The following is a 23,955-nucleotide window of genomic DNA, read 5'->3' on the forward strand; positions in this document are numbered from 1 at the left end:
TGAAATACGCCAATTCCGGCGGCGTGCGCCTGGGCGGCCTGGTCTGCAACGAGCGCAAGACCGACAAGGAATACGAGTTGGCCGAGTCCCTCGCGGGCAAGCTGGGCACCAAGCTCATCCACTTCGTGCCGCGCGACAATATCGTCCAGCACGCCGAACTGCGCCGCATGACGGTCGTCGAATACGCTCCGGACTGCAAGCAGGCCGGCGAATATCGCACGCTCGCCAACAAGGTGCACAACAACGCCGGCAACGGCACCATCCCGACCCCGATCACCATGGACGAACTCGAAGACCTGCTGATGGAACACGGCATCATGCCGACCATCGACGAGAGCCAGGTCGGTAAGAAGGCCGTCGAAGCCTGACACTGAAGGTCCGGCCGCGCCGCGCGGCCGGACACACCCCTTCAAGGGGAATAGAGGGCATGCGCCGCTAACCCAAGGCGCTGATTTTGAAGAGGTGGCGACATGAGCGTTGCGAACGAAGATACTGTTGACGTCAAGGCGCGCAACAAGGACCTGATCAAGGAAGTGCTGGCCGTCTATCCGGAAAAGACCGCCAAGCGCCGCGCCAAGCATCTGAACGTCCACGAGCAGGGCAAGTCCGACTGCGGCGTGAAGTCCAACATCAAATCCATCCCCGGCGTCATGACCATTCGCGGTTGCGCCTATGCGGGATCGAAGGGCGTGGTGTGGGGTCCGATCAAGGACATGGTTCACATTTCCCACGGCCCCGTCGGCTGCGGCCAGTATTCCTGGTCCTCGCGCCGCAACTATTTCATCGGCGTGACCGGCGTGGACAGCTACGGCACCATGCAGTTCACCTCCGACTTCCAGGAAAAGGACATCGTGTTCGGCGGCGATAAGAAGCTGTCGAAGCTGATGGACGAAATCCAGGAACTGTTCCCGCTGAACAAGGGCATCACGGTTCAGTCGGAATGCCCGATCGGCCTGATCGGCGACGACATCGAGGCGGTCTCCAAGGCCAAGTCGAAGGAATATGGCGGCAAGACCATCGTTCCCGTGCGTTGCGAAGGCTTCCGCGGCGTGTCCCAGTCGCTGGGCCACCACATCGCCAATGACGCGGTGCGCGACTACATTTTCGACAAGCAGGACCCGGCCAAGCTGGCGGCCTTCGAGTCGACCCCCTATGACGTCGCGATCATCGGCGACTACAACATCGGCGGCGACGCCTGGGCCTCGCGCATCCTGCTCGAAGAGATGGGCCTGCGCGTGATCGCCCAGTGGTCCGGCGACGGCACGCTGGCGGAACTGGAAGCGACGCCGAAGGCGAAGCTCAACGTCCTGCACTGCTACCGTTCCATGAACTATATTTCGCGTCACATGGAAGAGAAGTTCGGTATTCCGTGGTGCGAGTACAACTTCTTCGGCCCCTCCAAGATCGTCGAATCCCTGCGCAAGATCGCCAGCTTCTTCGACGACAACATCAAGGAGAACGCGGAAAAGGTCATCGCCAAGTACCAGCCTCTCATGGACGCGGTCGTCGCCAAGTACCGTCCGCGCCTCGAAGGCAAGAAGGTCATGCTCTATGTCGGCGGCCTGCGTCCGCGCCACGTCATTGGCGCGTATGAAGACCTCGGCATGGAAGTGGTCGGCACCGGCTACGAATTCGCCCACAACGACGACTATCAGCGCACCGCCCAGCACTATGTGAAGGACGGCACCCTGATCTACGACGACGTCAACGGCTACGAATTCGAAAAATTCGTCGAGAAGGTGCAGCCCGACCTGGTCGGCTCCGGCATCAAGGAAAAGTACGTGTTCCAGAAGATGGGCGTGCCGTTCCGCCAGATGCACAGCTGGGATTATTCCGGCCCGTATCATGGCTATGACGGCTTCGCCATCTTCGCCCGCGACATGGACATGGCGATCAACTCGCCGGTCTGGAAAATGACCAAGGCGCCCTGGAAGGCGGAAGCCGCCGCCACCGCCGTCGCGGCCGAATAATTTGGAGCCGGCTCCGCGCCCTGGCGACGGAGCCGGCCCCTCACACCCCAATCGGACGCAATGACCGCCTGACCGGCGAACGGTCTCGCGCGCGCTCCTTCAGATAGCAGAGGGCATGACCATGGCGCAGAACGCCGACAACGTACTCGACCACTTCGACCTTTTCCGTGGTCCCGAATATCAGGAAATGCTGGCCAACAAGAAGGCCAAGTTCGAAGGCGGCCATGATCCGGCCGAAGTCGAGCGCGTCCGCGAGTGGCTCAAGACCGAAGAATACCAGAAGCTCAACTTCGCCCGTGAAGCGCTGACCGTTAACCCGGCCAAGGCCTGCCAGCCGCTCGGCGCGGTGTTCGTCGCGGTCGGCTTCGCCGGCGCGATTCCCTTCGTCCACGGCTCGCAGGGCTGCGTCGCCTACTATCGCTCGCATTTCTCGCGTCACTTCAAGGAGCCGACGTCTTGCGTGTCGTCTTCCATGACCGAAGACGCGGCGGTGTTCGGCGGCCTCAACAACATGATCGACGGCCTGGCCAACACCTACAACATGTACAAGCCGAAGATGATCGTCGTCTCCACCACGTGCATGGCGGAAGTCATCGGCGACGACTTGAACGCCTTCATCAAGACCGCGAAGGAAAAGGGCTCGGTCCCGGCTGACTTCGACGTTCCCTTCTCCCACACCCCGGCCTTCGTCGGCAGCCACATCACCGGCTACGACAACGCCATGAAGGGCATGCTGGAGCATTTCTGGGACGGCAAGGCCGGCACGGTCGAGAAGATCACCCCCGTCAAGAACGGCTCGATCAATTTCTTGGGTGGGTTCGACGGCTACACCGTTGGCAACCTGCGCGAAATCAAGCGCATCTTCAACGAGATGGGCATCAAGTACACCATCGTCGGCGACAATTCGGACGTGTGGGACACCCCCACCGACGGCGAATTCCGCATGTATGACGGCGGCACCACGATCGAAGAAGTGACCAACGCGGTCCATGCTTCGGCCACCATTTCGATGCAGGAATATTGCACCGAAAAGACCCTGCCGATGGTCGCCGACCACGGCCACGAGGTCGCCGCCTTCAATCACCCGATCTCGGTGAAGGCGACCGACAAGTTCCTGATGACCGTCGCCAAGCTCGCCGGCGTCGAAATCCCGGCGTCGCTCGAAAAGGAGCGCGGCCGTCTGGTGGACGCCATCGCCGACTCCGCCGCGCACATCCACGGCAAGAAGTTCGCCATCTACGGCGATCCCGACCTGTGCTACGGCCTGGCGGAATTCCTGCTTGAGCTGGGCGCCGAGCCGACCACCGTGCTCTCCACCAATGGCAACAAGCGTTGGGAAGAGAAGATGAAGGCGCTGCTGGCCTCCTCGCCGTTCGGCAAGGACTGCGAAGTCTATTCGCAGAAGGATCTGTGGCACCTGCGGTCGCTGCTGTTCACCCGTCCGGTGGACTTCCTGATCGGCAACACCTACGGCAAGTATCTGGAGCGCGACACCAACACCCCGTTGATCCGCATCGGCTTCCCGATCTTCGACCGTCACCACAAGCACCGCTACCCGGTGTGGGGCTACCAGGGCGGCCTGAATGTTCTCGTGACGATCCTCGACAAGATCTTCGACACGATGGACGCCAACACGATCATCGCCGGCAAGACCGACTATTCCTTCGACATCATCCGCTGAGTGTCGGAAACGGAACAAAGGACCCGGGAGACGCAAGTCTCCCGGGTTTTTTCGTCTTGGTCGGCGGCGGCGCGCGAACTTGGCCGGCGGCGGCGCGCGAACAGGCTTATCTGGTCTTTCCATACGAAAAGCGCTATGTTGTATGGAATGACAGGAGCGCCGGATGCCCGAACGAAACCCGACCACCCTTCAAATTCGCGACGTCCGCGCGCGGAACCTCGCCATGCGCCTCGCGCAGCAACGTGGCGTGACCATGACCGAAGCTGTCGTGCAGGCGTTGCAGGAGGAACTTCGCCGCGCCCGATCGGCGGAACCGCTCGCCGTCCGAATCCAGAAAATTTCGGCCGACCTCGCCCGACACGCCGGCCCCAATCGCCGCGTGCTGACCAAGGACGAAATCGACGCCATGTGGGGGCACGACTGATGTTCGTGGACACGTCCGTCATCGTCGCCTTGCTCGCGGGCGAACCGGACGCCGGCCAATTCGCCGAAAAAGTCGCGGCGGCGACCAACCCGATCACGTCTGGGCTTGTCATTCTGGAAGCGGCGATGCGCCTCTCCAGCCTGCTCGACCTCGATCCCATCTTCGTCGAGGCGCGCATTCGCGCGCTGCTGGAGGAGGCCGATATCGCCGTCATTGCGATCGACGGCGCCATCGCGACAACCGCCGTCGCCGCTTTTGCCGCTTACGGGAAAGGGCGCGGCCATCCCGCCCAACTCAATCTGGCCGATTGCATGTCGTACGCCTGTGCGTGCGTTCATCGCGTTCCCTTGCTGTTCAAGGGCAATGATTTTTCGAAGACGGACATTCTCGCCGCCTGACCAGGAAACGCTCCCAGCGAAGCAAAATCCATGAATGACGAACAGGTCGCTTGAAAACGCTCTAAAGCCATTTCGCCCGCTTGAACCGGATATAGAGCGTGACGCAAGCCGTCATGATCACCGCGAGAACGACGAAATAGCCGTATTCCGTCTTCAACTCGGGCATGTGCTCGAAATTCATGCCGTAAATGCCTGCGACCGCCGTCGGCACCGCGAGGATCGCGGCCCATGCGGCAAGCTGGCGCGTGATCGCGCCGGTACGCTGTTGTTCCAGCAAGTTGCTGAATTCGAACACCGAGGTCAGCACCTCGCGCAGATCGTCGACCATCGTCCGCACCCGGCGCACATGGTCGAGAACATCATTGAAATAGGGACGCGCGTCGCTGTCTATGCACGGCAGGTCGGTGCGCACGCATTTGGCGGCGACCTCGCCCATCGGGACGAGCACACGCTGAAATCGGATCAGTTCGCGGCGCAGGGTGAAAATGCGGGTGATCTCCTCCCGGCCGAGGAAGTGGTCGATGGTGCGCTGCTCCATCGCCAGCACCTCATCCTCGATCGTCTCGACCATCGGCAGATAGCCATCGACGATATAGTCCAGGATCGCATGAAGCACGTAATCCACCCCTTGCTGAAGGTGGGTCGGCGCGGCTTCGAGCATCTGACGAAGGTCGCTGTGCGATCGCGCCGATCCGCTTCGCACGCTGATGATGTGGCCGCGGCCGACGAACATCGCGGTTTCGCCATAGGCGATCACGTCGTTCTCCAGGTGCGCCGTCATCGCGACGACGAACAATTGGTCGCCATAGATGTCGATCTTGGGCAATTGGCCCGCCTTCAGGGCGTCCTCCACCGCGAGGGGATGCAGATCGTAGGTCCTCTGGAGCGTGCGCAATTCTTCCGGGGACGGATCGGCGAGGCCTATCCAGACGAATTCCGATGTGTCCCGCGCGCAATCGACCTTTTCATCGATCGAAATCTCGCGAACGCGCTGGCCGTCCCGATACAGATAAGCGGCGACAATCGTCATGAACCAACCTCGAAACCATGATGCCGCGCCATCGGAGCCGCGCTTGTGGGCGATCCTTACCAGTTTCTGGGTCGCCGCGGTACGGGGCCGCCGGCATCGTTCGGCACGGCGCTTGCTGCTCTCGTCTCCAAACAGTTTTTCGCGCGGCGGAAACCCGACAATTTTCGCGCGCCGAACACGACAGGAGGGCAGATGTCCGTTTCCTCGAAAATTCAGGACGTGTTCAACGAGCCCGGGTGCAGCAAGAACGCCAATAAATCGACCAAGGAGAAAAAGAAGGGCTGCACCAAGCAATTGCAGCCCGGCGGCGCCGCCGGCGGCTGCGCTTTTGACGGCGCCAAGATCGCCTTGCAGCCTTTTGCGGATGTCGCCCATCTCGTCCACGGCCCCATCGCCTGCGAAGGCAATTCCTGGGATAACAGAGGCTCCGCATCCTCCGGCCCGACCTTGTGGCGCACCTCCTTCACCACTGACATGACCGAGCAGGATGTCGTATTCGGCGGCGAGAAGAAGCTGTTCAAGGCCTGCAAGGAAATCATCGAGAAATACGATCCGCCCGCCATTTTTGTCTATCAAACCTGCGTGCCCGCCATGATTGGCGACGACATCGGCGCGGTGTGCAAGGCGGCGTCGCAAAAGTTCAACAAGCCGGTGATTCCGGTGAATGTCCCCGGCTTCGTCGGCCCCAAGAATCTGGGCAACAAGCTCGCCGGCGAGGCGCTCCTCGACTACGTGATCGGCACGGTCGAGCCGGAATACACCACGCCCTACGACATCAACATCATCGGCGAATTCAATCTGGCCGGAGAATTCTGGCAGGTGAAGCCGCTGCTCGATGAGCTGGGCATCCGCATCCTCTCCTGCATTTCCGGTGACGGCCGCTACAATGAGGTGGCCTCGTCGCATCGCGCCCGCGCCACGATGATGGTCTGCTCCAAGGCCATGATCAATGTCGCGCGCAAGATGGAGGAACGCTATGGCATTCCGTTCTTCGAGGGCTCGTTCTATGGCATCGAGGATACGTCGGATTCGCTGAAGGAACTCGCCCGCCTGCTGATCGAGCGCGGGGCCGATCCCGAATTGATGGACCGCGTCAATGCGGTTTGCGAACGCGAGGAAAAGCGCGCTTACGCGGCCATCGCGGCGCTCAAGCCGCGCGTCCAAGGCAAGAAGGTCTTGCTGATCACCGGCGGCGTCAAGAGCTGGTCGGTGGTGGCGGCACTGCTGGAGGCGGGCTTCGAGATGGTCGGCACGTCGGTGAAAAAATCGACGCGCGAGGACAAGGAGCGCATCAAGGAGCTGATGGGCCAGGACGCCCACATGATCGAGGATATGAAGCCTCGCGACATGTACAAGATGCTCCGGGATGCGAAGGCCGACATCATGCTGTCGGGCGGGCGCTCGCAATTCGTGGCGCTGAAGGCCACCATGCCCTGGCTCGACATCAACCAGGAGCGCCATCACGGCTATATGGGCTATTTCGGCATGGTGAACCTGGTCAAGGAGATCGACCGCACCCTGTCCAATCCCGTTTGGCAAAAGGTTCGAAAGCCCGCGCCCTGGGCGAAGGTTGGCGACAGCTGGCAGGAAAGAGCCCTAGCCCAGATCGCGCAGGAGCAGGAGGCGCTTGCCGCCGATCCCGCCAAGGCGGAAGAGGCGCGCCGGGCAAAACCGGTGTGCATGTGCAAGGGGGTGACGCTGGGCGCCATCGAGGACGCCATTCGCGACGGCGCCGCCACGCCGGAAGCGGTGAAGGAGAAGACCGCCGCGTCGGGCGGATGTGGCGCCTGCGCCGTGCGCATCCAGGAAATCCTGGATCAGGGCGCGATTGTCGGACAGCCGACACAAACCATCAATGTCGCGGCGGAGTGAGGACATGGCCAAGGTTTCGCACGCGAAGAAAAGCTGTTCGGTCAACCCGCTGAAGATGAGCCAGCCGATCGGCGCGGCTTTGGCCTTCATGGGCCTGCGCGGCTGCATGCCGCTGCTGCACGGCTCGCAGGGCTGCACCTCGTTCGGGCTGGTCCTGTTCGTGCGCCACTTCAAGGAAGCCATTCCGATGCAGACCACCGCCATGTCGGAAGTGGCGACGGTTCTGGGCGGCTTCGAAAATGTCGAACAGGCGGTGCTGAACATCATCCAGCGCACAAAACCCGAAATCATCGGCATCGCCACCACCGGCGTCACCGAGACCAAGGGGGATGACGTCGACGGTTTTATTCGGTTGATCCGGCAGCGGAATCCCGAGCTGAACGATTTTCCGCTGGTCCATGTCTCGACGCCCGATTTTACCGGCGCCTTTCAGGACGGTTTTGAGAAGGCGGTGGTGCGTCTGGTCGACGAACTCGTGCGCGAGCCGGAGAATGCGGCGCAAAAAAACATGCGGGCGGTGAACGTGCTGCCGGGCAGCCATCTCACCCCCGGCGACATCGAGGAACTGCGCACCATCATCGAGGATTTCGGCCTGGCGCCCACCTTCCTGCCGGACATTGGCCAATCGCTCGACGGTCACATTCCCGACGATTTCACCCCCACCACCATTGGCGGCGTCGGCGTCGATGAAGTGGCGGCGATGGGCGAGGCCGGTTGGACCATCGCGGTTGGCGAACACATGCGCGCGGCCGCCGAAGCGCTTCAGGCGAAGACCGGCGCGCCCTATCGCCTGTTTGAAAAGCTGTGCGGTCTGGAAGCCAGCGACGCGCTGATCGCCTTCCTGATGGAGATTTCGGGACGCGAGGCGCCGGCGAAATATCGGCGGCAGCGCGGGCAACTTGTCGACGCTATGCTCGACGGCCATTTCCATATTGGCGGCCGAAAACTCGCCATCGGCGCCGAGCCCGACATGCTCCTGGACATCGGCTCGTTCCTGAACGACATGGGCGCGCGCATTGAAGCGGCGGTGACCACCACCGCCTCGCCGATTCTGCAAAAGCTGGAGACGGACGAGGTCGTCATCGGCGATCTCGAAGATTTGGAGCGGCTGGCGGGGGAGAAGGGTTGCGACCTGCTCGTCACCCATTCGCATGGCCGCCAGGCGGCGGAGCGGTTGAACATCCCCTTCTATCGCATGGGCATCCCGATGTTCGACCGCATCGGCGCCGCGCACGAAGTCTCCATCGGTTATCGCGGATCGCGCGACCTGATCTTCAAGATCGCCAATCTCATCATCGCGCATCGCGAAGCCAACACCCATGTCACGCCGGACACCTGGCGCAATCCGTGGGATGCGGAAGCAAATGGCGCCGCGATTGCAACGTCCTTTTCACACTGAGACCGAGGCGCAAAGGGGCGAGCCATGAAAGTCGCGTTTGCTACACAAGACCTGAAAAGGGTGGACGCCCATTTCGGCTGGGCCAAGCAGATCTCGATCTACGATCTCGACGAAAACGGCTACAGCTTTGTGGAGACCGTCACCTTTTCCGGCGACCTGCAGGAAGATGGCAACGAGGACAAGCTCGCGCCGAAGATCGAGGCGATCAAGGATTGCGCCATCCTTTATGTCGCGGCCATCGGCGGCTCCGGCGCGGCGCGCGTCGTGGCGAACAACATTCATCCCATCAAGGTTCCCGAGCCCGAGGACATCGAGTCGCTGCTGAAAAAGCTGCAAGCGATGCTCAACGGCAATCCGCCGCCCTTCATCCGCAAGGCGATGGGCAAGGGCAAGGAACGCGTGTTCGATTTCGAGGATTGAGAATGACTGAAGCCGCCGCACTCGACGACGACGCCCTGGTTGCGTCCAATCCGTTCCTGAAGACCCTTGTAAAAGTCTGGCGCGCGCAGGACGCGCATGGAAGCTGGGAGCGCAAGAGCGACGCCAAACTTCTCGGCGAGTACATCGTCACCAAGGAAGAGCGCAAAAAGATTCCGATCATCGCCGATCCCGACCCGGACACGATCTGGCGCCTGGAGCTTTTTTATAACGCCATCGGCCTGTCGATCGAGGCGGAATCCAAGGTGATGATCTCGCCCATGCTGAAGATGAGCCATGAAGGTTTCGGCCGCATGGTCTTGATTGGCGGGCGCCTGATCGTCGTCAACAAGCAGTTGCGCGACATCCATCGCTTCGGCTTCGAGAGTTTTTCGAAGCTCGCGGAGGAAGGCGAGAAAATGGTCAAGGCCGGCGTCGAGATGATCGACAAATTCCCGGACGCCGCCCGCTACTGAATTTGCCCGGAAGAGGCGACCTGCGAGGAAAGCATGAGCGACGTTGAAGCTTTGAAGGCGGAGATCAAAAAACTCTCCGCTCGCGCCATGAACGCGAAAATGAACCTGCACGATCTCTCGGAAGAACTCCCCATCGGCTGGGAGACCGTCATGGAGGTCGCGCAAAAAACCCATGACGCCTTCGCCATTCTGGAGGCGAAGCGCGCGGAGCTGAAAGCGGCGGAAGCCGCGGCCTGACAAGCGAAGCTTGATCGGCCCGAGAGGAGAGAGTAATGGCGAACACACGTGACGGCCGCGATTGGAAGCCGGAATATCTCGTAGCGATCGACCCCGCCAAGTGCATCGGCTGCGGCCGTTGCTACAAGGTGTGCGGACGCGACGTGATGACCCTGAAGGGCATCAACGACGAAGGCGAGTACATCGACGACGATGACGAGGACGCCGACGAGATCGAAAAGAAGGTCATGATCATGGCCGACGGCGGCGCCTGCATCGGCTGCGGCGCCTGCGCCCGCGTCTGTCCGTCGGGCTGCCAGAAACACGAAGCGGTGGCCGCATGAGCCCCGAACGGACCTATCGCTGGTTGATGGAGGCCTCTGCGCCCTCGACGGGCGACGGGTCCTTTGACGCGCATATTTGCGCGTCCATTCTCGCGCTTGCGCTGGCGCAGGCGCGGGAAGAGGGCTTGGGTCTGGCCGCCACCAGCGGTCTCGACGCGGACGCCTTGCTGGCGCTGGGGAAACAGCTGTTTCCCGGCGTCGCCGGCGATCTTGCCGCGCTCGCCGGCGCGGCGGCGCCCGCGCCATCGGCGGAAGAAGAGTCCGCGCGCGATTTGCTGCTGATGTATGGCAACGGCGACTACGCTTTTTTGAACCCGCTCGCGACCATGATCGCGCGGCGCTGCCAGGAGCCGCACCACCTTTGGCAGGATTTGGGTTTGCGCAACCGCGGCGAACTTTCGGAGCTGATGACCCGCCATTTTGCCCGGCTGAAACTGAAAAATTCGGCCGACATGAAATGGAAGAAGTTTATTTACCGAATGGTCTGCGCGTCCGAGGGGTTTAGTCTCTGCCCCGCGCCGGTGTGCAGCGATTGCGACGATTTCGCCTCATGCTTCGGTTCGGAGGAGGGGATTTCGCGGCTCGCGCATTTTTTCGAGCAGCGGGCGTAACCCGTCAGCACGCCCGGTTTGGGCCCCAATACCAAATCTTTGACACACCCCATGGGAACATCGGTCGGATCGTGTGGGCGCCGCATGCGTCCTCGGTTCGCACCGTCGCGACGAACGACCAGATCACCAGCGCCAGCGCCACGCCCGAAAGCGCGAAATAGGCGGCGCTTCGGATGAACACTTTCTGGATGCGGGCTTTTTCCGGATCGGGCGCTTCGGCGTCATCCGCCATCTTCACCTCGGGCGGCGCTTCTTGAACAGCAGCGCATGAAACAGGTCCGGCCCGATCGTCTCCGACAGCACGCGGTAGGCGAAGAACGGAACCAGCGCGAAGAACATCATCAAGCTGACCATCAACAGGCCAAGCCAGCCGCCGCCTCCGAGGTCCAGGGTGATTTCGAACGCGCCGGTGTGGAAGTAGGAGAGGATGGCGTGCTCGAGGAAATGGGACGCGATCAGCAGCAGCGTGAACAAGAAACTTTGCCAGGCGATGAGGGTCACCAGGCGGGCGCTGCGGATTTGGCTCCCGAACTCCATCTGCTCGGCGATGAGGATGACCTTGCCGAACACCGCCGCGTTGATCGCGGCGAAGCCATGCGAAACCGAGGCCATTCCATCTTGCCGATGCGCAATGCCGACCGCGAGCGTGTAGAAGCCGAAGACAATGTAAAGATAGAGAAATATCCAGAAGAAGCTTTTCAGCTCCTTCCAGATTTTGGCTTTGAGCCCGTTCTCCCGCTTCTCTTCAACGCTTGCGCTCATTTCGGCCGATCTCCCTCGCGCACGAAAGGTTCGAGCGCTAGACTTACCTGACCTTGCGGTTGAAGGCCATATTGGATTGCGCGATCTCGGCGAGATCGGCTGCGAGCGCATCCACCTGCGCGGGGTCGGCGTCCCAGGCGAACATGAAGAGCGCGGCGCCGCCGATGAAAGTGTAGAAGCGCCAGCCCTTTTTGCGCAAGGCGTCGAGCACTGTTTCGGGCGCGTTGAGGAATACGGCGTTGGCTTCGACCGGAAAGGCCAGCGACAGGCCGGGCAGCCCCCGGACTTTGTCGGCCAGTCTGCGGGCGCAAGAATTGGCGTGGCGGGCGTTGCGCAGCCAGGCGCCGCTCTCCAGAAGGCCGAGCCAGGGGGCCGCCAAAAAGCGCATTTTGGATGCGAGTTGTCCCGCCTGCTTGCAGCGATATTCAAAATCCTTGGCGAGCGCCCGGTCGAAAAAAATCACGGCTTCGCCGAGGCCAAGGCCGTTCTTGGCGCCGCCGAAACACAGCACGTCGACGCCCGCCCGCCAAGTGATGTCGGCGGGCGCGCAGTCCAGCGCCGCGCAGGCGTTGGCGAAGCGCGCGCCGTCCATGTGCAGTTTCAAGTCGAGTTCGCGGCAGGCGAAGGAAAGGGCGCGAACCTGCTCGACGGAATAAACCAGCCCCGTCTCCGTCGCCTGCGTGATCGACGCCGCGCTCGGCTTGGGAAAATGGATGTCGCTGCGGCTCGTCGCCAGCCCGCGCAACAGCGCGGGCGTGAGGCGACCGTCCGCGCTCGCCGCCGTCAACAGCTTGGCGCCGTTGGAAAAAAATTCGGGCGCGCCGCATTCGTCGGTTTCGACATGGGCCGCCGCCGAGCAGATCACGCTGTGAAAGCTTTGGCACACGGACGACAAGGCGAGGGCGTTCGCGGCGGTGCCGTTGAAAACGAAAAAGACTTCGCATTCCGCCTCGAACAGGTTTCGAAATGCGTCCGCGGCCATTTTCGTCCAGACATCTTCGCCATAGGCGGGCGCCGAGCCGGCATTGGCTTTGGCCATGGCGGCCCAGGCTTCGGGGCAGAGTCCGGCGTAATTGTCGCTGGCGAATTGCTGGGGTCTTTCCGTCATGAGGCCGAGTTTACGGCAGTTTGGCGAAAGGACCAGCCCGCCGGCGCCCCGCCCTCAATCCAGGCCGGGGTCGCGCGCGCGCTTCCACATCAGCCGGCGAAACCGCTCCTCGATCAGTTTCGGGTCGGTCAGATGTCGGGCTTCCGCCTCGTCCAGCGCCTTTTGCGCGATTTCGGCCTCGGCGGCGTTGAGCGGCACGCGGCCCGCCATATAGACGGCGTCCGGCGCGGCTTCGAGGATTTTGGCGCGGTTGGGGTGTTCGGCGACGGCGATGAGATCGCGCGCCTCAAGCTTGCCGCCCAGGGTCAGGCCCTGGTCGAACACTTCCAGTTTCCGCCCGTCGAGCGTGGTTTTCACGAGAACCGGCATGACGTCTCCTGTGTGACAACTGGCGATGGAATTTCAAAAGTCGTGCCAGCATAGCGCAATTCTTGCTATTCCTGTCGCGAACGACGACGGAGTTGCGCATGTCTGAAGAAGCCTATGTCATTTGCGCGCTGAGCGACATTCCCAGCCAGAAGGCGAGGGGGTTCCACCTCGGGATCATCAACGAGAAGGGCGAGCCGGATTCCTTTCCCATCGTTGTCGTGCGCTGGGGCAAGCAGGTGTTCGGCTATCGCAACAGGTGCCCGCACCACGGCTCGCATCTGGACTGGGAGTCCGGCAGTTTCCTCGACGATTCGGGACAGCGGTTGATGTGCGGCAAGCATGGCTCGCTGTTCGAGATCGGGTCGGGGCGCTGCTCCTCCGGACCTTGCAAGGGCGAAAATCTGGAAAAGGTGCGCCTTGAGGTGATCGACGGCGACATTTGCGTGCTGGGCTTGAAGCTGATCGAGGACGAGGAGGCGTAACGGCCCCCAAATGCGTGGTCCCGCCCTCGCGCTTCGAGACAGCCGCTTCGCGGCTTCCTCAGCATGAGGGCTCCTTTTCAGGCAGCAAAAAAACCCTTTCGCGGGGACCGCGAAAGGGTGAAGGCGCGACGATCGGAAAAAATCAGACCGGGCGGTTCTCGTTGCGGTTGCGCACCGGCAGGGCCTTGGCCAGAAAATCTTCAAAGCTGATCTTCTCGTAGGCGCTCTTGGCCTCGTTGGCCTTGTCGAGGATGAGCTGGACCTTGCCGCCGCCGTCGAGTTTCTTAAAATCGTTCTTGTCGAGGCCGGCGAGGTCCGACAGTTCCTTCCACACGGTGGATTCTTCGAGCGGAAGCACCGTCAGGGTCGCGTCGCCGAAGGTGACCGTGTATTTCGCCAGGAAATCGATATTGCCGGCGAAGATGATGTATTGTCCGGTTGACGACAGCAGCGGCCCGACCAGTTCCTGGAAAGTCTTGAGGTTGTTGATGTCGTGAATGTAGCCGGCCAGCGCGTCGATGGTGGTTCCGCCGTCCTTGACGATGGCGAGGCTCTGCTCCAGGCAATATTCCGGCGGGCGCTTCTCGTCGGCCATCGCTTCCTGGAATTTCAGCGCGAAATCGCCGCGAAAAGCCAGGTAACCGCTCTTGTCGCTCGGGCCCTTGTACACGGCGTTGAGCAGGCGGCCCGCCGTTTCCAGTCCGGCGAGGGCGGTCGTCTCGTAAGTCATTTTCTTCTCCGCAGTCAGAAATCTTCGCGCATCGTCGCGCCGCCAATAGCTATGCAAATGGTTTGCCGAAAATTTCGCCACAAAATGTATGGCCTGTTCCCTGCTTGTCGCAAAACCGGATGTTTCTGGTGAACGGAAGGCGACATGAGCGTCAAAATTCACATCGCGCGCCCCTTTGTCGAGGCTCTGGCCAAGGATTTCCCCGAACTCGAGACGCTCAAGCAGCAATTGCTGTTCGGCGACAAGGTTGAGGTCTCCTTTCTCGACCTCTCCTCGCCGCAGGTGGAGCGGCTGCACGAGCTCTATGGCGCCGCCGGCCCGGCGCTGCAGAACCAGCAGGCGCAGATCGCCACCCTGCGCCGCGCCTTTTCCGGCGACGGCCAAAAATTCGCCGCCGACGATCTCGAAGCCGTGGTGCCCGCGCTGGCGCGGTTCCTGATCGACGAGGCGCAGCGCGGCTGGCTTTTCACCCTCACGACGAGAGGGCGTCCGCTGCCCTATGTCGTCTCGCGCATCGACTATACGCCCGCCAACAATGACGAGACCGGCCGCATCTTCATCGAGCTGAAGGCCAATTCCAAGGGCGAGCTGGCGACGGCGCAACTGCGCATTTCCGCCGGCGACGTCGAGGGCAAGACCGTGGCCGAGATTCTGGCGGGCAAAGGGTTTTTGCACGAGACGCCCGAGCTGATCGCCGCTTATGACGCCAATTCGGAAAAGTATTTTGAATGGCGCGCGCATTACGGCGCGCAATTTTCCGGCGTCGGCCTCGGCTATTTCGCCGACGATCCCGCCTCCACCCATCGCAACACCGATTGGGCGCGAAAAGACAGCGTCATTCTCTCCTCAGGCGGCGCTCCCGCGCGTCTGGTCAACGACGAAAGCCTGCTCGCCAATCGCGCGCTGACCCTGGAACTCACCGGCGACCTGTTCGGCTCCTATCTGCGCAAGGCCGCCAAGAGCAACGCTTTTTTCGAGGAGGACGAAGTGGCCGCCGTCAATGCGGCCAAGGGAAAGGATTTGTTTCGAAAAATCCCGGTGCATCCCTTCATCCTGATGTTCCACCTCGACCTGCACCATTATGTCTGGGCGCATGTCGAGGATTTGACCCCCTACGCCTATCAGCCCGACCTGAAACAAAAACTGGTGCTGCCGGAGGAACAGACCGACCTGATCGACATCCTCACCGCCGAAATGGATGTGTTGATGGACGATATTGTCGCCGGCAAATCCGGCGGCACCACCGTTTTGTGCGCGGGACCGCCCGGCGTCGGCAAAACCCTGACGGCTGAAGTCTATTCCGAGATTGTCAGGCGGCCGCTCTATCGCGTCCATTCCGGGCAACTGGGCCTCAATGTCGCCGCCATGGAGACCGCGCTGAAGGAGGCGCTGCTGCGCGCGCAGCGCTGGGGCGCCGTGATGCTGATCGACGAGGCCGACGTCTATATCAAACGCCGGCAGGACGACATGACCATGAACGCGGTCGTCGGGGTTTTCCTGCGCGTGCTCGAATATTTTAACGGTCTGCTGTTTCTGACGACGAACCGCATCGACGACATTGACGAGGCCATTGTCTCGCGCTGCATCGCCTTGATCCGCTTTCATGCGCCCGACGCCGAGGCGCGTCAAAAAATCTGGAGCGTGATGGCCGAACAATTTGCGCTGGACCTCGGCGACGATCTGATCGGCCAACTGGTGGCGCTCTATCCCCAGACCAGCGGTCGCGACATAAAGGGGCTGGCGAAACTGGTCTCAAAATATTGTCGGCATCGCGACACGCCGCCCGATCTCGACGTGTTCAAGCGCTGCGCCGTGTTCCGCGGCCTCGATCAGGTCGGCGCCGCTTGAACGGGCGCCCTGTCGCCTTGCTGACTGTCGGGATGCTGACACGTCAATAAAAGACAAGCAAAATCATCATGTTAAAACGAGCCGCGTCTCTGGCGCGGCTTTTGCTTCTCTTGTGGTCAAAGGCTTCTCTGACTGGAGGACGACATGATCCATCTCACCGACAGCGCGCTCGACGCGGTGCGTAACGCGATCGCCAAGGCGCCGGAGCCGGTGCAGGGGCTGCGCTTGAAAGTCGAGAGCGGCGGATGCGCCGGCAACAAATATCTGATGGGTCTGGTCCGCGCCGCCGAAGAGGATGACGAAGTCGTCGAGCGCGACGGCGTGAAAGTCTTCCTCGAACACGACAGCCTGCCGCTGCTCTACGGCACCACCATCGATTTCGTCGTCGCCATCGAGGGCGCCGGCTTCACGTTTGATAACCCCAACGCCAGCCACGCCTGCTCCTGCGGGAAGAGTTTTGGCTGAATTTAAGAGACGAGAGGGACATATCATGACCATGCACACAGGAACCATTGTCGCCGAGGCGCCCGTGACCGTCGAAGACCAACGTGAAAAGCTCGTGCGCGAAGCCATCGAGGAGATCCGCCCGGCGCTGAAGCGCGACGGCGGCGACTGCGAGCTGCTGTCGATCGAAGGCAAGGTGGTCAATGTCAGGCTGACGGGCGCCTGCATCTTCTGCAGCCTGGCGAGCGCCACGCTGGAAGGCATCCAGGCCCGCATCGTCGAAAAGCTCGGCGAATTCGTGCGCGTCGTTCCCGCGCCGACCGGTTTTAAGCGCCCGGGGCACTGAGGCGGCCATGAACGAGGGCGCGGTCATGCCGGCCGTCAACGCGGAGGCGGAGCGCGCCAGTCTTTGGCGGCTGTGGCGGGACGATATCGCCTGCGTCAAGGCGCGCGATCCCGCCGCGCGCAACGCCGTCGAAATCCTGCTCACCTATCCGGGCGTGCACGCCATCATCTGGCACCGGTTTTCCCACCGGCTGTGGACATCGGGCGCCAAATTCCCCGCGCGGTTCTTCGCCTGGGTCGCGCGACTGCTCACCAATGTCGACATCCATCCCGGCGCCGCCATCGGCCAGGAATTTTTCATCGACCACGGCGCCGGCGTGGTGATCGGCGAGACCGCCGAAATCGGCGACGGCGTCACGCTCTATCACGGCGTGACGCTCGGCGGCGTGAGCTGGACGCCGGGAAAGCGCCACCCCACCCTGGAAGACGGGGTTTTGGTTGGCGCCGGCGCGAAAATTTTGGGGCCGATCAAGATCGGCGCCGGCGCGCGCATCGGCGCCAATTCGGTGGTGGTCGAGGAGGTTCCTCCCGGCGTGACCGCCGTGGGCATTCCCGCCCGCGTCGTGCGCGCCCTCGATCGCCGCGCGCTCGGCAATGGCCGGGTCAATCTCGACCATCACCTGATCCCCGATCCCGTCGGCGAAGTGTTGTCGATGCTGCTCGACCGCGTCGAATTTCTGGAGGCCCGGCTCAATCATATGCAGGGCAGGGCTCGCAAACACGAACACGAAGAAGAAAGGTTTGACGATGAGCGCGCTGGATGACCTGGGCCGCCTGTCCTCGGCGGAAGATTTTTTCAATCACCTCGGCGTCGACTTCGACCCGGCCGTGGTGCGCGTGTCTCGCCTGCATATCATGCGCCGCATGGGCCAATACCTGAGGGGCCTGCAACTCGACGGCTCCTTCGACGGCAAAAGCGACGATGAGATCAACGCCTTGTGCGCGGAACATCTCGCTCAGGCCTATCAGGATTTCGTCGAGAGCTCGCCCATCCAGGAGCGGCTGTTCAAGGTCCACAAGGACGCGGTCGCGCCCAAGGAAGAGGTGAAGCCGCAAAAGCCGTTCGTGCCGCTGTCGTCGCTGACGGTCGGCTGACGACAAAACTGTGCGATTTCCCACGATTTCGTACGGAAATTCCATGGCACACCGCTTGCTCCGTTTCATTGCGTCAAATGCTCAGCCGCACGCGGCTGAATGAGGAGAGAAGTCCTATGGTCTACAAAATCATCGCTTCGCAGTGCACCGGTTGCTCGGCCTGCGAGTTCGAGTGCCCCAATGCGGCGATCTCGATGAAGGGCGACAGCTTTGTCATCGATCCCAAGAAGTGCACGGAATGCGAAGGTCATTATGACCACGCCAAGTGCGACGAAGTCTGCCCCGTGCCGAAGACCTGCGTGAAGGTCTAAAGTTTACGCAAGTTCGCGCCGGCGCCCGTCGCCGGCGCACGTTCTTCCCCACCTGAGGTTTCCATGAAAATCATGATCCGCAACTCCGCCGATTTCGGCCTGTCGATCTACGTGCCGAAAAAGGATCTCGAAGAGCCGATCGTCGAGAAGGAGCATGAGACCCTCTGGGGCGGCTGGATCAAGATCGCCAATGGCTGGGTGCTCGAACTTCCTGACATGCCGGCCGACACCCGTCTGCCGATCACGGTCGAGGCCAAGAAACGCGCTGGGGAGGATTGATCATGGCGACAGCGGCCCTGCTTGCCGACGCGCTCGCCGACGAGGCGATTCTGTCCGGCCCCGAAGCCGAGAAAATCCTGGGTGAGGTTTCGGCGCGGCTGCGCGCCGGCGATATCGTTCCCTATCTCGGCCCCGCCGTGGTCGGCATGTCCGAATCGGCCATTCCGCTCGCGCCCGAAGGTCTCGCCGAATTCTTTGGCAAGAAGGTGTCGCTGCCGCGCCGCGCGCGCGGAAACGCCTGGTCCGCGGCGCAATATATCGAAGGCTACAAGCTGCGCCCGACCGTTGTCCTGTTCATGACCGAGGCGTTTTCGGCTCCCGTAAAGCCCGCGCCGCTGCAAGCGTTTCTGGCCGGGCTGAACCTGCCGCTGATCGTCGACATCTGGTACGACGCGGCCATGCGCAAGGCGCTTTCCGACGCGGAAAGCTGGGGCGAGGTCCAGGGCATTTCCCGCGCCGGCATCGGCGAGGATCGCTGGTTCCGTTTTTATGACGCGTCCGGCGGCGAGGCCAAGGCGGCTGACGCGGCCGGCTGGAAGACGCTGCTCTACAAGCCGCATGGCTCGGTGGCGCCCGCCAAGAATTACCTGATCTCCGACGCCGACTATGTCGAGGTTTTGACGGAGATCGATATTCAGACGCCGATCCCGGACGCGGTGAAGGATCGTCGCGGCGATCGCGGCTTTCTCTTCATCGGTTGCCGCTTCCACGACCAGATGCTGCGCACCTATGCGCGGCAGGTTTCGAAGCGTTCGGCGCCGCCGCATTATGCGGTGATCGAGCCGGACCAGGAGCTGACGCTCAACGAAAAGCGTTTCTTCGCGGCGGAAAACATCGTTCCGCTCGCCATCCCGCTGGCGTGCGCCTGTGAAATCATCATGGCTTGAAACGAACCTGTCGGCGACGCTTGCGGCGCGACTTCGGGGAGCCCTTGGGCTCCCTTTTTTTGTCGTATTGCCGCCGCCGTCATTGCGAGGAGCGTCAGCGACGAAGCAATCCACCTCGCGCACAGGCCGCAAGGTGGATTGCTTCGCTCCGCTCGCAATGACGGACGGTTTCGATTGTCAGCTTTACAACAGGTCGACGATCGCACCCTGATCCCTGTTCCCTCTGCGACAATCTCCGGCGTCGAAACGCTGCAAGTGACTGATTTAATGAGATAACATGTTCTGGCACCCTCTGGCGCGATCCTTGCTGCCTTCAGCGCAGGATTGAATTCGCTGGAGAGGCTGGTCAATGGAATCTTTGACGCATCAAGCGGACGCCGAGGGCGTGGATATGGAAGCGATCATGCAGCAGGTGGCCGAACACAAGGGCTGCGGCACGTCGGGCGGTTCGGGCAAGTCGAGCTGCGGCTCCTCCGCCGGCCCGAGCGATCTGCCTGCGGAAATCTGGGAGAAGGTCAAAAACCATCCCTGCTATTCCGAAGAGGCGCATCACCACTTCGCCCGCATGCATGTCGCTGTCGCGCCGGCTTGCAACATCCAGTGCAATTACTGCAATCGCAAATATGATTGCGCCAATGAATCGCGCCCGGGCGTGGTCTCCGAGCGTCTGACGCCGGAGCAGGCGGCGAAAAAGGTGGTGGCGGTCGCCGCGACCATTCCGCAGATGACGGTTTTGGGCATCGCCGGCCCCGGCGATCCGCTCGCCAATCCGGCCAAGACCTTCAAGACCTTCGAGCTGATTTCGAAGACCGCGCCGGACATCAAGCTGTGCCTGTCCACCAATGGGCTGGCGCTGCCGCAGCACATCGACACGATCGCCAAATACAATGTCGATCACGTCACCATCACCATCAATATGGTGGACCCGGAAGTCGGCGCGAAAATCTATCCCTGGATCTTTTGGAATCACAAGCGCATCGAGGGCGTCGAGGCCGCGCGCATTCTTTCCGAGAACCAGTTGCGCGGGCTGGAAATGCTCACCGAGCGCGGCATTTTGTGCAAGGTCAATTCGGTGATGATCCCCGGCGTCAACGACCAGCATCTCGTTGAGGTCAACAAGGCCGTCAAATCGCGCGGCGCCTTCCTGCACAACATCATGCCGCTGATTTCCGCGCCCGAGCATGGCACCGTGTTCGGCCTCTCCGGACAGCGTGGCCCGAGCGCGCAGGAGCTGAAGGCGTTGCAGGACGCCTGCGAAGGCGAGATGAACATGATGCGCCACTGTCGCCAGTGCCGCGCCGACGCCGTGGGTCTGCTGGGCGAGGACCGCTCGGCGGAATTCACCACCGACAAGATCATGGACATGGAGGTCAATTACGACCTCGAGTCGCGCAAGGCGTATCAGGCGGCGGTCGAGCAGGAGCGCGTCGCCAAGGTCGAGGCCAAGAACGAGGAGATGGCGGCGCTCGCCGGCGAGGACAGCGCCATCAAGGTGCTCGCGGCGGTCGCCACCAAGGGCAACGGTCTGATCAACGAGCATTTCGGTCATGCCAAGGAGTTCCAGATCTACGAACTCTCGACCTCCGGCTCGAAATTCGTCGGTCACCGCCGCGTCGACATGTATTGCCAGGGCGGTTTTGGCGAGGAGGACACGCTGGGAACGGTGATCCGCGCCATCAACGACTGTCATGCCGTGTTCGTGGCCAAGATCGGCGGTTGTCCGAAGAACGACCTGATCAAGGCGGGCATCGAACCTGTCGATGAATTCGCGCACGAGTTCATCGAGAAATCGGCGATCTCCTGGTTCAAGGCGTATCTTGAAAAGGTGAAGTCGGGCGAGATCGCGCATGTCGCGCGCGGCGACGCCGAAATTCGCCAGGGCGCTCTGATCGCGGAATAGGAGGGCCGTCATGGCTTACAAAATCGTCGCGTCGCAATGCACGTCCTGTTCGGCTTGCGAGGCGGAGTGCCCGAACGAGGCCATTTCGGAAAAGGGCGGGACGTTCGTCATCGAACCCGCCAAATGCACGGAGTGCATCGGTCATTTCGACACCGCGCAATGCGTGGCGGTCTGCCCGGTGGACAAGACGTGCATCATCGACACGAGCTACCCGCGCTATCAGCTGTAGCGCGCCGAAGGCGCACCCCTTCTCCCCTTGGGGAGAAGGTGGCGCGCAGCTCCGGATGGGGGGCGCTCTTTGTGGCAAAACCCCTCATCCGTCTCGCGCTTCGCGCGAGCCACCTTCTCCCGCAAGGGGAGAAGGAGAGTTCCGGCCCTTCCCGCAGAATGAAGGAAACCTCCATGACCAATTTCACCCTCACCCCCAAAGCCCATCGCTTCATGCGCATGATGGTGATGACGGACGGCGGACCCGGCGCCGGGTTTCGTCTCGCCGTGTCGCCCGGCGGCTGCTCGGGCCTGTCCGCCGACATTTCCGTCCTCGCCGAGCCGCAGCAGGGCGACGCCGTGGTCACCCGCGATGGCCTCAAAATCTTTCTGCCGGCGGAAAGCCGTTTGTTGCTTGAAGGCGTGACCGTGGATTTTGCCGATACCCCCACATCGACCGGCCTCGTCTTCCACGACCCCAAGGCCACGGCTTGCTGCACCCCCTCGCACTGACATGATCGAGGCCGCGTCGCGTCCGTCCGATGTGCTTTCTGAAGACGGCGTTCTGTCGCATCCGCTGTTCGGCGGCGGTCTCCCTGCGGAGGCGGAACGCGCCCTGGAACAGGCCGGACTGAGCTACGCGGACGCGGAAAAAGCCGAAGTTTTCTTGGGCGCGGCGGAGGCGGCCGCGCCCGACCATTTTGCGGTGCTGATCGGCTGGTACCGCTATTATTTCTACAAGGGCCGTTTGGCCGAGGCGCTCGCCATCGGTCAGCGCTGTCTCGTCAAAACTGCGCGGGAAAAAAATTTCGCCATCGACTGGCGCGACGTGCGCGCCGATGACGCCGCCTTCGGCTCTTATGACGATGTGATGGCGCGCTTCTACATGTTCTGCCTCAAGGGCTACGCCTATCTGCATATGCGTCTCGGCGATCTCGACGAGGGGCGCGAAGCCGCGCTGAAACTGCTCGAACTCGATTCCACCGACCGCATCAATGCGCGTCTGCTGCTCGACGTGCTCGCGCGCGCGGAGGCCGGCGATGAATGACGACATTGTCGAAACCATCGACTGGCGCGGCGAGCCGATCGATTGTCGCGCGTGTCGGCATCAGGACATGCTCGCCTTGGGCAAATGTAAGCTTTCGCACGCCTGCGTGAATGACCGCTACGCCCGGCGCATCGATCGGTTTTTCAACTGGAATCCCGAACTCTCCAACGACTATCTCAAGCACGAATATTTCGAGATTCGCGCCATCGCCGCCAAGCGCGCGGCGGTGTTCGGACTTATTCCGCTGCTTGATGACGCGGAAGAAACCGTGCGCTGGAACGCCGCGCGCCGGCTGCCGAAAAAGCACATTCTGAAGCTGCGCAACGACCCGCATCGCGAGGTGCGCATTCGCATTGTCTCCCTGCTCGACGACGCCGATCTGGTCCCGATGTTGCAGGATGAAGATTACTATGTTCGACAGGTGATTGCGCGAAAACTGGCGCCAAACCTGCTGGACTGGATGGTGAGCGATCCCGAGCCGGAAGTGCGACGGATGGTCGCGCAGCGCGCCGAAAAAAACGTGCTGCTGCGCATGATGACCGATCCGGAGCCGCGCGTGCGGGTCGAGGTGGCGAAACGTCTGGCGCCGGAAATATTGGCGCGGATGCGCGGGGACGAGGACTGGCGTGTGCGCTACGAGGCCGCGAGCCGGATCGACAAAGAACTGCTGGCGGAGCTGGCGGAGGACGAGGACGAGATGGTGCGCGAAACTGTTCGCGCGCGCTTGAACGGGGACCAGACATGAGCAACATCGTTCGCGACAGCGAGGTCAACGAACTGGTCGGCCAGCCGCATTTCAATTACGGCGCCAAGGTGCGGGCGAAGCGTCTGGTGCGCAATGACGGCACCTATGCCGGCAAGGAGATCGGCGACCTTCTCGTGAAGAAGGGCGAGGTTGGCTATGTCGTCACCATCGGCACCTTCCTGCAGCAATTTTACATCTACGGCGTCGAATTCCTCGACAGCGGCAACCGCGTCGGCATGAAACGCCGCGAACTCGAATGGGCCGACGCCAGCGCTGACGACGAAGACATTCCCCTGCCTCAGGAGCTTGACGCATGATCGATCCCCGCCAACCCAAATATCAGTGGGGCATGCGCGTGCGCTGCCTGGCCGATCTGGTCAATGACGGCTCCTTCCCCGACGCGCCCGAGGATGCGGTGCTCGCCCCCGAGGGAACGCTCGGCGAGATCGTCCAGGTCGGCGCGCATGTCGAGAGCAACACGCCTGTCTATATGGTCGAGTTCGAACAGAAATTTGTCGTCGGCTGCCTCGAAGAGGAAATCGAGCCGGCCTGAGGAG

General features: G+C 61.9%; 33 protein-coding genes and 1 pseudogene. 28 read left to right on the top strand and 6 right to left on the bottom strand.

Features of this window, described 5'->3' with window-relative positions:
* The 5 genes and pseudogenes from nifH to GJ654_RS18955 form a co-directional block, all read left to right on the top strand.
* A pseudogene (nifH, locus tag GJ654_RS18935) lies at positions 1-368 on the top strand (nitrogenase reductase); the annotation flags it as partial.
* Between the two features lie 102 nt (positions 369-470).
* Entirely contained in the window at positions 471-1,970 is a 1,500-nt protein-coding gene (gene nifD, locus GJ654_RS18940; protein ID WP_155447745.1) for a nitrogenase molybdenum-iron protein alpha chain, read from the top strand.
* 121 nt (positions 1,971-2,091) lie between these two features.
* Entirely contained in the window at positions 2,092-3,651 is a 1,560-nt protein-coding gene (gene nifK, locus GJ654_RS18945; RefSeq protein WP_155447746.1) for a nitrogenase molybdenum-iron protein subunit beta, read from the top strand.
* Positions 3,652-3,814: 163 nt separating this feature from the next.
* Positions 3,815-4,075: a type II toxin-antitoxin system VapB family antitoxin gene (locus GJ654_RS18950; protein WP_155447747.1), complete on the top strand. Its 261-nt coding sequence runs from the start codon at positions 3,815-3,817 to the stop codon at positions 4,073-4,075.
* Positions 4,075-4,473, top strand: a complete 399-nt coding sequence (locus GJ654_RS18955; RefSeq protein WP_155447748.1) for a type II toxin-antitoxin system VapC family toxin — start codon at positions 4,075-4,077, stop codon at positions 4,471-4,473. The genes GJ654_RS18950 and GJ654_RS18955 overlap by 1 nt, the downstream gene beginning before the upstream one ends.
* Before the next feature lie 61 nt (positions 4,474-4,534).
* On the opposite strand, the gene GJ654_RS18960 is transcribed toward GJ654_RS18955, so the two are convergent.
* Positions 4,535-5,503, bottom strand: coding sequence for a magnesium and cobalt transport protein CorA (locus GJ654_RS18960; RefSeq protein WP_155447749.1), 969 nt, complete (start codon positions 5,501-5,503; stop codon positions 4,535-4,537).
* Positions 5,504-5,695: 192 nt separating this feature from the next.
* On the opposite strand from GJ654_RS18960, the gene nifE reads away from it, so the two are divergent.
* From nifE to GJ654_RS18995, 7 genes are read left to right on the top strand one after another with little or no spacing between them, the layout of a single operon-like run.
* Positions 5,696-7,375 (top strand): nitrogenase iron-molybdenum cofactor biosynthesis protein NifE, encoded by a 1,680-nt coding sequence (gene nifE, locus GJ654_RS18965; RefSeq protein WP_155447750.1) that lies wholly within the window; start codon positions 5,696-5,698, stop codon positions 7,373-7,375.
* Positions 7,376-7,379: 4 nt separating this feature from the next.
* Positions 7,380-8,774 (top strand): nitrogenase iron-molybdenum cofactor biosynthesis protein NifN, encoded by a 1,395-nt coding sequence (gene nifN, locus GJ654_RS18970; RefSeq protein ID WP_155447751.1) that lies wholly within the window; start codon positions 7,380-7,382, stop codon positions 8,772-8,774.
* A 24-nt stretch (positions 8,775-8,798) separates the two neighbouring features.
* On the top strand, positions 8,799-9,194 hold the full coding sequence (gene nifX / locus GJ654_RS18975; protein ID WP_155447752.1) for a nitrogen fixation protein NifX: 396 nt from the start codon (positions 8,799-8,801) through the stop codon (positions 9,192-9,194).
* Positions 9,195-9,196: 2 nt separating this feature from the next.
* Positions 9,197-9,667 (top strand): NifX-associated nitrogen fixation protein, encoded by a 471-nt coding sequence (locus GJ654_RS18980; protein ID WP_155447753.1) that lies wholly within the window; start codon positions 9,197-9,199, stop codon positions 9,665-9,667.
* A 33-nt stretch (positions 9,668-9,700) separates the two neighbouring features.
* Positions 9,701-9,904 carry a CCE_0567 family metalloprotein gene (locus GJ654_RS18985; protein WP_155447754.1) on the top strand — a complete coding sequence of 68 codons (204 nt, stop codon included), beginning with the start codon at positions 9,701-9,703 and terminating at the stop codon, positions 9,902-9,904.
* A gap of 35 nt (positions 9,905-9,939) precedes the next feature.
* A complete protein-coding gene (gene fdxB / locus GJ654_RS18990; RefSeq protein WP_155447755.1) occupies positions 9,940-10,227 on the top strand; it encodes a ferredoxin III, nif-specific in 288 nt (95 codons plus the stop codon).
* A complete protein-coding gene (locus tag GJ654_RS18995) occupies positions 10,224-10,838 on the top strand; it encodes a nitrogen fixation protein NifQ (protein ID WP_155447756.1) in 615 nt (204 codons plus the stop codon). Before fdxB ends, GJ654_RS18995 begins: the two co-directional genes overlap by 4 nt.
* Positions 10,839-10,842: 4 nt before the next feature.
* On the opposite strand, the gene GJ654_RS19000 is transcribed toward GJ654_RS18995, so the two are convergent.
* Genes GJ654_RS19000 through GJ654_RS19015 form a run of 4 tightly spaced genes read right to left on the bottom strand, consistent with a single transcriptional unit; the run spans position 10,843 to position 13,077 of the window.
* Positions 10,843-11,070 carry a hypothetical protein gene (locus GJ654_RS19000; protein WP_155447757.1) on the bottom strand — a complete coding sequence of 76 codons (228 nt, stop codon included), beginning with the start codon at positions 11,068-11,070 and terminating at the stop codon, positions 10,843-10,845.
* Between the two features lie 2 nt (positions 11,071-11,072).
* Positions 11,073-11,600, bottom strand: coding sequence for a hypothetical protein (locus GJ654_RS19005; RefSeq protein ID WP_155447758.1), 528 nt, complete (start codon positions 11,598-11,600; stop codon positions 11,073-11,075).
* A 43-nt stretch (positions 11,601-11,643) separates the two neighbouring features.
* Complete coding sequence (locus tag GJ654_RS19010; RefSeq protein ID WP_155447759.1) at positions 11,644-12,708, bottom strand: threonine aldolase family protein; 1,065 nt, start codon at positions 12,706-12,708, stop codon at positions 11,644-11,646.
* A 54-nt stretch (positions 12,709-12,762) separates the two neighbouring features.
* Entirely contained in the window at positions 12,763-13,077 is a 315-nt protein-coding gene (locus GJ654_RS19015; protein ID WP_155447760.1) for a hypothetical protein, read from the bottom strand.
* Between the two features lie 98 nt (positions 13,078-13,175).
* On the opposite strand from GJ654_RS19015, the gene GJ654_RS19020 reads away from it, so the two are divergent.
* The gene (locus GJ654_RS19020; RefSeq protein ID WP_155447761.1) at positions 13,176-13,559 is read left to right on the top strand and encodes a Rieske (2Fe-2S) protein; all 384 of its coding nucleotides are present in this window, start codon (positions 13,176-13,178) and stop codon (positions 13,557-13,559) included.
* Positions 13,560-13,701: 142 nt separating this feature from the next.
* Here GJ654_RS19020 and GJ654_RS19025 read toward each other — a convergent pair whose 3' ends face one another.
* Entirely contained in the window at positions 13,702-14,289 is a 588-nt protein-coding gene (locus GJ654_RS19025; RefSeq protein ID WP_155447762.1) for a hypothetical protein, read from the bottom strand.
* Positions 14,290-14,433: 144 nt separating this feature from the next.
* On the opposite strand from GJ654_RS19025, the gene GJ654_RS19030 reads away from it, so the two are divergent.
* The 15 genes from GJ654_RS19030 to GJ654_RS19100 all read left to right on the top strand — a co-directional run bounded on the left by GJ654_RS19030 (position 14,434) and on the right by GJ654_RS19100 (position 23,951).
* Positions 14,434-16,137 carry an AAA family ATPase gene (locus GJ654_RS19030; RefSeq protein WP_155447763.1) on the top strand — a complete coding sequence of 568 codons (1,704 nt, stop codon included), beginning with the start codon at positions 14,434-14,436 and terminating at the stop codon, positions 16,135-16,137.
* Positions 16,138-16,281: 144 nt separating this feature from the next.
* On the top strand, positions 16,282-16,602 hold the full coding sequence (locus tag GJ654_RS19035) for a HesB/IscA family protein (RefSeq protein ID WP_155447764.1): 321 nt from the start codon (positions 16,282-16,284) through the stop codon (positions 16,600-16,602).
* 25 nt (positions 16,603-16,627) lie between these two features.
* On the top strand, positions 16,628-16,927 hold the full coding sequence (locus tag GJ654_RS19040; protein WP_155447765.1) for a NifU family protein: 300 nt from the start codon (positions 16,628-16,630) through the stop codon (positions 16,925-16,927).
* A 7-nt stretch (positions 16,928-16,934) separates the two neighbouring features.
* Positions 16,935-17,690 (top strand): serine O-acetyltransferase, encoded by a 756-nt coding sequence (gene cysE, locus GJ654_RS19045; RefSeq protein ID WP_155447766.1) that lies wholly within the window; start codon positions 16,935-16,937, stop codon positions 17,688-17,690.
* Complete coding sequence (gene nifW, locus GJ654_RS19050) at positions 17,674-18,021, top strand: nitrogenase stabilizing/protective protein NifW (protein WP_155447767.1); 348 nt, start codon at positions 17,674-17,676, stop codon at positions 18,019-18,021. Before cysE ends, nifW begins: the two co-directional genes overlap by 17 nt.
* Positions 18,022-18,137: 116 nt before the next feature.
* On the top strand, positions 18,138-18,332 hold the full coding sequence (locus tag GJ654_RS19055; protein ID WP_155447768.1) for a 4Fe-4S dicluster domain-containing protein: 195 nt from the start codon (positions 18,138-18,140) through the stop codon (positions 18,330-18,332).
* Between the two features lie 63 nt (positions 18,333-18,395).
* A complete protein-coding gene (gene nifT, locus GJ654_RS19060; protein WP_155447769.1) occupies positions 18,396-18,611 on the top strand; it encodes a putative nitrogen fixation protein NifT in 216 nt (71 codons plus the stop codon).
* 2 nt (positions 18,612-18,613) lie between these two features.
* The gene (locus tag GJ654_RS19065; protein WP_155447770.1) at positions 18,614-19,498 is read left to right on the top strand and encodes an SIR2 family NAD-dependent protein deacylase; all 885 of its coding nucleotides are present in this window, start codon (positions 18,614-18,616) and stop codon (positions 19,496-19,498) included.
* Positions 19,499-19,847: 349 nt separating this feature from the next.
* Positions 19,848-21,398, top strand: coding sequence for a nitrogenase cofactor biosynthesis protein NifB (nifB, locus tag GJ654_RS19070; protein ID WP_155447771.1), 1,551 nt, complete (start codon positions 19,848-19,850; stop codon positions 21,396-21,398).
* A gap of 10 nt (positions 21,399-21,408) precedes the next feature.
* The gene (locus GJ654_RS19075; protein ID WP_155447772.1) at positions 21,409-21,627 is read left to right on the top strand and encodes a 4Fe-4S dicluster domain-containing protein; all 219 of its coding nucleotides are present in this window, start codon (positions 21,409-21,411) and stop codon (positions 21,625-21,627) included.
* 173 nt (positions 21,628-21,800) lie between these two features.
* Positions 21,801-22,118 (top strand): HesB/IscA family protein, encoded by a 318-nt coding sequence (locus tag GJ654_RS19080; protein WP_155447773.1) that lies wholly within the window; start codon positions 21,801-21,803, stop codon positions 22,116-22,118.
* A 1-nt stretch (position 22,119) separates the two neighbouring features.
* Positions 22,120-22,653 carry a hypothetical protein gene (locus tag GJ654_RS19085; RefSeq protein WP_155447774.1) on the top strand — a complete coding sequence of 178 codons (534 nt, stop codon included), beginning with the start codon at positions 22,120-22,122 and terminating at the stop codon, positions 22,651-22,653.
* On the top strand, positions 22,646-23,398 hold the full coding sequence (locus GJ654_RS19090; protein ID WP_155447775.1) for a 4Fe4S-binding leucine-rich repeat protein: 753 nt from the start codon (positions 22,646-22,648) through the stop codon (positions 23,396-23,398). The genes GJ654_RS19085 and GJ654_RS19090 overlap by 8 nt, the downstream gene beginning before the upstream one ends.
* Entirely contained in the window at positions 23,395-23,715 is a 321-nt protein-coding gene (locus GJ654_RS19095; protein ID WP_155447776.1) for a nitrogen fixation protein NifZ, read from the top strand. The genes GJ654_RS19090 and GJ654_RS19095 overlap by 4 nt, the downstream gene beginning before the upstream one ends.
* A complete protein-coding gene (locus GJ654_RS19100) occupies positions 23,712-23,951 on the top strand; it encodes a nitrogen fixation protein NifZ (protein ID WP_155447777.1) in 240 nt (79 codons plus the stop codon). Before GJ654_RS19095 ends, GJ654_RS19100 begins: the two co-directional genes overlap by 4 nt.
* Positions 23,952-23,955: the final 4 nt, after the last annotated feature.

It is taken from the genome of Rhodoblastus acidophilus, from assembly GCF_009720655.1.
GTDB classification, from domain to species: Bacteria; Pseudomonadota; Alphaproteobacteria; order Rhizobiales; family Beijerinckiaceae; genus Rhodoblastus; species Rhodoblastus acidophilus_A.

Coding starts and splice junctions, on each gene's coding strand:
- nifD (WP_155447745.1), top strand. CDS start 471: ATGAGCGTTGCGAACGAAGATACTGTTGACGTCAAGGCGCGCAACAAG.
- nifK (WP_155447746.1), top strand. CDS start 2,092: ATGGCGCAGAACGCCGACAACGTACTCGACCACTTCGACCTTTTCCGT.
- GJ654_RS18950 (WP_155447747.1), top strand. CDS start 3,815: ATGCCCGAACGAAACCCGACCACCCTTCAAATTCGCGACGTCCGCGCG.
- GJ654_RS18955 (WP_155447748.1), top strand. CDS start 4,075: ATGTTCGTGGACACGTCCGTCATCGTCGCCTTGCTCGCGGGCGAACCG.
- GJ654_RS18960 (WP_155447749.1), bottom strand. CDS start 5,503: ATGACGATTGTCGCCGCTTATCTGTATCGGGACGGCCAGCGCGTTCGC.
- nifE (WP_155447750.1), top strand. CDS start 5,696: ATGTCCGTTTCCTCGAAAATTCAGGACGTGTTCAACGAGCCCGGGTGC.
- nifN (WP_155447751.1), top strand. CDS start 7,380: ATGGCCAAGGTTTCGCACGCGAAGAAAAGCTGTTCGGTCAACCCGCTG.
- nifX (WP_155447752.1), top strand. CDS start 8,799: ATGAAAGTCGCGTTTGCTACACAAGACCTGAAAAGGGTGGACGCCCAT.
- GJ654_RS18980 (WP_155447753.1), top strand. CDS start 9,197: ATGACTGAAGCCGCCGCACTCGACGACGACGCCCTGGTTGCGTCCAAT.
- GJ654_RS18985 (WP_155447754.1), top strand. CDS start 9,701: ATGAGCGACGTTGAAGCTTTGAAGGCGGAGATCAAAAAACTCTCCGCT.
- fdxB (WP_155447755.1), top strand. CDS start 9,940: ATGGCGAACACACGTGACGGCCGCGATTGGAAGCCGGAATATCTCGTA.
- GJ654_RS18995 (WP_155447756.1), top strand. CDS start 10,224: ATGAGCCCCGAACGGACCTATCGCTGGTTGATGGAGGCCTCTGCGCCC.
- GJ654_RS19000 (WP_155447757.1), bottom strand. CDS start 11,070: ATGGCGGATGACGCCGAAGCGCCCGATCCGGAAAAAGCCCGCATCCAG.
- GJ654_RS19005 (WP_155447758.1), bottom strand. CDS start 11,600: ATGAGCGCAAGCGTTGAAGAGAAGCGGGAGAACGGGCTCAAAGCCAAA.
- GJ654_RS19010 (WP_155447759.1), bottom strand. CDS start 12,708: ATGACGGAAAGACCCCAGCAATTCGCCAGCGACAATTACGCCGGACTC.
- GJ654_RS19015 (WP_155447760.1), bottom strand. CDS start 13,077: ATGCCGGTTCTCGTGAAAACCACGCTCGACGGGCGGAAACTGGAAGTG.
- GJ654_RS19020 (WP_155447761.1), top strand. CDS start 13,176: ATGTCTGAAGAAGCCTATGTCATTTGCGCGCTGAGCGACATTCCCAGC.
- GJ654_RS19025 (WP_155447762.1), bottom strand. CDS start 14,289: ATGACTTACGAGACGACCGCCCTCGCCGGACTGGAAACGGCGGGCCGC.
- GJ654_RS19030 (WP_155447763.1), top strand. CDS start 14,434: ATGAGCGTCAAAATTCACATCGCGCGCCCCTTTGTCGAGGCTCTGGCC.
- GJ654_RS19035 (WP_155447764.1), top strand. CDS start 16,282: ATGATCCATCTCACCGACAGCGCGCTCGACGCGGTGCGTAACGCGATC.
- GJ654_RS19040 (WP_155447765.1), top strand. CDS start 16,628: ATGACCATGCACACAGGAACCATTGTCGCCGAGGCGCCCGTGACCGTC.
- cysE (WP_155447766.1), top strand. CDS start 16,935: ATGAACGAGGGCGCGGTCATGCCGGCCGTCAACGCGGAGGCGGAGCGC.
- nifW (WP_155447767.1), top strand. CDS start 17,674: ATGAGCGCGCTGGATGACCTGGGCCGCCTGTCCTCGGCGGAAGATTTT.
- GJ654_RS19055 (WP_155447768.1), top strand. CDS start 18,138: ATGGTCTACAAAATCATCGCTTCGCAGTGCACCGGTTGCTCGGCCTGC.
- nifT (WP_155447769.1), top strand. CDS start 18,396: ATGAAAATCATGATCCGCAACTCCGCCGATTTCGGCCTGTCGATCTAC.
- GJ654_RS19065 (WP_155447770.1), top strand. CDS start 18,614: ATGGCGACAGCGGCCCTGCTTGCCGACGCGCTCGCCGACGAGGCGATT.
- nifB (WP_155447771.1), top strand. CDS start 19,848: ATGGAATCTTTGACGCATCAAGCGGACGCCGAGGGCGTGGATATGGAA.
- GJ654_RS19075 (WP_155447772.1), top strand. CDS start 21,409: ATGGCTTACAAAATCGTCGCGTCGCAATGCACGTCCTGTTCGGCTTGC.
- GJ654_RS19080 (WP_155447773.1), top strand. CDS start 21,801: ATGACCAATTTCACCCTCACCCCCAAAGCCCATCGCTTCATGCGCATG.
- GJ654_RS19085 (WP_155447774.1), top strand. CDS start 22,120: ATGATCGAGGCCGCGTCGCGTCCGTCCGATGTGCTTTCTGAAGACGGC.
- GJ654_RS19090 (WP_155447775.1), top strand. CDS start 22,646: ATGAATGACGACATTGTCGAAACCATCGACTGGCGCGGCGAGCCGATC.
- GJ654_RS19095 (WP_155447776.1), top strand. CDS start 23,395: ATGAGCAACATCGTTCGCGACAGCGAGGTCAACGAACTGGTCGGCCAG.
- GJ654_RS19100 (WP_155447777.1), top strand. CDS start 23,712: ATGATCGATCCCCGCCAACCCAAATATCAGTGGGGCATGCGCGTGCGC.